The sequence below is a fragment of the Bradyrhizobium nitroreducens genome (assembly GCF_002776695.1).
In the GTDB taxonomy this organism is placed as follows: Bacteria; Pseudomonadota; Alphaproteobacteria; order Rhizobiales; family Xanthobacteraceae; genus Bradyrhizobium; species Bradyrhizobium nitroreducens.
In genome coordinates this window covers 1,748,583-1,752,343 of sequence record NZ_LFJC01000003.1, presented here as the reverse complement: position 1 = coordinate 1,752,343, position 3,761 = coordinate 1,748,583, and the positions used below count along the sequence as shown (strand labels likewise).

3 protein-coding genes are annotated in these 3,761 nt (G+C 59.0%); 2 read left to right on the top strand and 1 reads right to left on the bottom strand.

Features of this window, described 5'->3' with window-relative positions:
- Positions 1–518 precede the first annotated feature (518 nt).
- Positions 519–737: a hypothetical protein gene (locus TSA1_RS08740; RefSeq protein ID WP_100176003.1), complete on the top strand. Its 219-nt coding sequence runs from the start codon at positions 519–521 to the stop codon at positions 735–737.
- 70 nt (positions 738–807) lie between these two features.
- A complete protein-coding gene (locus TSA1_RS08735; RefSeq protein WP_161497197.1) occupies positions 808–2,433 on the top strand; it encodes a recombinase family protein in 1,626 nt (541 codons plus the stop codon).
- Here the strand turns inward: TSA1_RS08735 and TSA1_RS08730 are convergent.
- Positions 2,423–3,761: FAD-dependent monooxygenase (locus TSA1_RS08730; protein ID WP_100181034.1), on the bottom strand; the 1,339-nt coding region annotated here is incomplete at its 5' end. The two genes, TSA1_RS08735 and TSA1_RS08730, sit on opposite strands and share 11 nt — an antisense overlap.

Here is a 3,761-nt window from a genome sequence, read left to right as displayed (position 1 = left end):
CACAACCGCGTGCAGGCCGATCCCTAACTAGCGCGGCCTGCGGCACAGCCTCCGACTTGTACGCTTGTTTGGCCCCAGACATGGCGGACCACAAAATTTCGAGAGCCGGCCATCTGCGGGCAGGCGGGGACTGCGCAAAACAAACGCAGGGGCAACGCTGGTAATTTGTGCAACTCACTCGAGTTTTGTGCGTCGCGTTCAATTGACGACTATCAACTTCTCAAGAAAATCCTGCGACACACCGGGGACCAGAAGCAAAGCGAGCCGGACCGCTCGTCACTCCCCCGCATCGCGCCCCCCAGTCAAATCCTGGTCCTAGAGAATCACGATCCAAAAAGCTTCGCTACCGAGTTCTTCAACAGCCTGCTAGAGGGCTCCCGGGTGCTCTTGCCAAGAGGTTGGTCAAGGATCGAAAGCAGCAGCCTGCAGAACATTCCGAAAGAACGAAGTGACGCTTGCTCTGTCGGGCAAAACAGGAGTTTATAGGACGCTGGCTCTAATCAAGAGGGACCAGCGCAATGGCCGACGAAGTCGAAACTTCCGATCTGTTCAAGATCTCCAAGTTGAACGGAGATTTCAAAAGAAACTACGGAACAATACTCGGAGCCCTTCTCTTTTTGCGATCCATCAGTGCAGCGCGTCGGAGCTCGCCCTGGGGTGGTTTGATCCTGGCCTTTGCGACAGCCATCCTGACCTGGGCGGCAAGAACCGGGTGGCCGTGGACCGATCCTTCTTGAAGAAGTAGATTTCGCCCCCTGGCGCGCGGTTGTAAATCGTTAGATTCCCATGCGTTCGAGGTTCGGTCCGTTGGCAAATTCACTCGTTCCGCACCAAATCTTTTTACCCAAAGATCAGCGAGCGCGTCGCGCCGCGCAGTACGTCCGTATGTCCACTGATCACCAGCGCTACTCAATCGAGAATCAAGCTGCCGTCATCGCCGCATACGCACAAACCCGCGGACTGGAGATTGTTCGAACCTATCGGGACGAAGGTGAGAGCGGTCTCGGCATAAGGAATCGGCCAGGTCTAACCGGGTTGATTGCGGACGTTTGCCAACGTCGCGTGAATTTTGATCACATCCTAATTTACGACGTCAGCCGGTGGGGTCGATTTCAAGACATTGACGAAAGCGCTCACTTGGAATTTGTCTGCAGGGACGCGGGCATGACGGTTTGTTATTGCGCCGAGCAATTCGAGAATGATGGAAGCGTCATTTCGGGCATCGTCAAGAATATAAAGCGAGTGATGGCAGCCGAATACAGCCGAGAACTGGGAGTAAAGGTACACGCTGGCGCGTGTCATCTCTCAAGGCTTGGCTTCCGACAGGGTGGCCACCCTTGCTTCGGGCTGCGAAGGGAACTGATCGAGGAAAGCGGACGATCGAGAGGGATACTGGAGAGCGGGGAACGGAAGTCGCTTCAAACCGATCGCGTTGTGCTCCGTCGAGGCCCGCCACACGAAGTAGAGACGGTAAGGCTAATTTTTGATCGTTTTGTGAGTGGTCATCTCACCGAAACAAAAATCGCCCGAGAGCTAAATCTTGCGGGCGAGCTAAACCGGGGGAGACCATGGTCCTTTGGCAAGATTCGCTATCTGCTGCAAAACGAAAACTACATCGGTACCAATCGTTACAATCGCCACAGTTGCAAGCTGCGAACGGTTCGAAAGGTGAATCCGCCGGAACAATGGATCAAGAAGGAGGGCGCATTCGAGCCGATAGTGGATAAAGAGATCTTCGCGAAGGCGCAGCAAATTCTGGAGGATCGACGAAGATGCTGGGGCTTGTCAGACGAAGAAATGCTCAAGCGATTAAGGGTGTTGCTTCACCGAAGAGGGAGGCTAAGCAGAGACATTATCAATGAGACGGAGGGTATCCCCAGTTCCGTGTCATACCTCACGAGGTTTGGCAGTCTGATGGCTGCATATCGACTCATTGGTTACACCCCGAAGCGGAACTACGAACACATTGAGTCTCGGACGGTCCGACGGGATATGATTGAATCCTTAGTCCTGAAGATTGCTGCAGGCCTGGCAAAATCCGGCGAGGATGTCAGGATCGATCAAGTTCATCAGATCATAAGGGTGCGTAGAGTTGCGATATCTTTCCGCGTCGCGCGTAGTCGGCTCGCTCATGGGGCAACACATCCCAGTTGGTACATCATACGTGGCCGGCGCCTTCCAGGCGGCCTCGTCGTCGTGATTCGATTAAACGAAGACAATAAAGAAATCAGGGATTATCTCCTGATGCCAGCATCCCAGTTGGTTGGGCGTGACTTGAGATTTAGTGAGAGGAATCGCGAGCGACTTGGCTTGCGGCGATATGGAAAGGTCCTTGGAATCATCGACACGATCAAGCGGCGTTTGAGCAATCTCGGCTTCCTGGTCAGCTCGACGCCTTCGGACCTTGAGCGAGGCACGCCGACTACTGCGTAGTGGGCGGCCCGAGCCACGTCGTTAGCGCATCAGCGAGCTCCGGTTCGCTTCCGTCTCCCAGCCAGGCCACGTGGCCGTCGGGCCGCACGAGAACTGCGCCTGGGGCGGTGACCTGGCCGATGGCCGGCAGCGCCCACACGCCGTCAGTGCTGGCATTGACGACGTTGACGCGATCGGCCCACGGAGCGACGTCGATGCCGCCGCGCCTACCGGAATGGAGCAGCACGCCGCGCGCGCCATGCAGCAGCGTGAACAGTGTCATCGTCCGCCCTTCGACCGTCAGCTCGAGATCGGGCATGCGCCGCCCCAGCAGCGCGTGGCCTTCGCCAAGATCGTAGCGGATGTCGAGGCCACTCATCATGGCGCTGAAACGTTTGCGCGGCTCGTCCATCGCGAGCAGCTCCGCGATGGTGTCACGCGCGGCCTTGAGGCCGTCGTCGCCGCGGCGGAGCAGGGCGATCTGCGCCACGGTGTTTTTCAGCACGCGCGCGGCCACCGGATGTCGCTCGGCATGGTAACTGTCGAGCAGGCTGTCGGGCGAGATGCCCTTGACCACCTGCGCCAGCTTCCAGCCCAGATTGACGGCGTCCTGCACACCGAGGTTGAGGCCTTGCCCGCCGACGGAGTGATGGATATGCGCAGCATCGCCGGCGAGCAGCACGCGGCCCTTGCGATAGGATTCAGCCTGCCGCGCCGCATCGGTGAAGCGGGAGATCCAGGCGGGATTCGTCGCGCCGAAATCGGTTCCATAGACGGCGACGAGGGTTGCGCTGAGATCGCGCATGTCAGGCTCGCCGGTCGTGATCGTTGCTTCCGTCAACACGGCCAGCACGCGGCCGCTCTCGCTCTTGCTAAGCCCGTGAAAGCCAAGCGCATCGTGGCGCAGGCCCCATGCCGGCGCCTCGCTCAGTTCGACCTCGGCCATGAGGTTGCTGAGCGTCGGTGAGGAGCCCGGGAAATCGATGCCGGCCGTCTTGCGCACCAGGCTGCGGCCGCCGTCGCAGCCGACGAGATAGTTTGTGCGCAACCGCTCGCCGCCGGACAGCGAGACATCGACGCCGGTCTCGTCCTGCACGAAGCCCGTGACCTCGCGATTGCGATGGAACGTGACCCCTAGCTCTTCAGCCCAATCGGCCAGGATACGCTCGATCTGGCTCTGCCGCAGCGCGAGCCCGTAAGGGTGCCGCGTGGGGAGATCGCTGATGTCGAGCCTGGTCCAGGCAAAGCCCGCAAGCTGGACGATCTGACCCTCGCGCAGGAAGCGATCGGCGATGCCACGCTGATCAAGGATTTCGATGGTGCGCGCGTGCAATCCACCGGCGCGCGTT

Excerpts from the sequence above, each read along its gene's own strand:
- TSA1_RS08740 (WP_100176003.1), top strand. The coding sequence starts at position 519 with ATGGCCGACGAAGTCGAAACTTCCGATCTGTTCAAGATCTCCAAGTTG.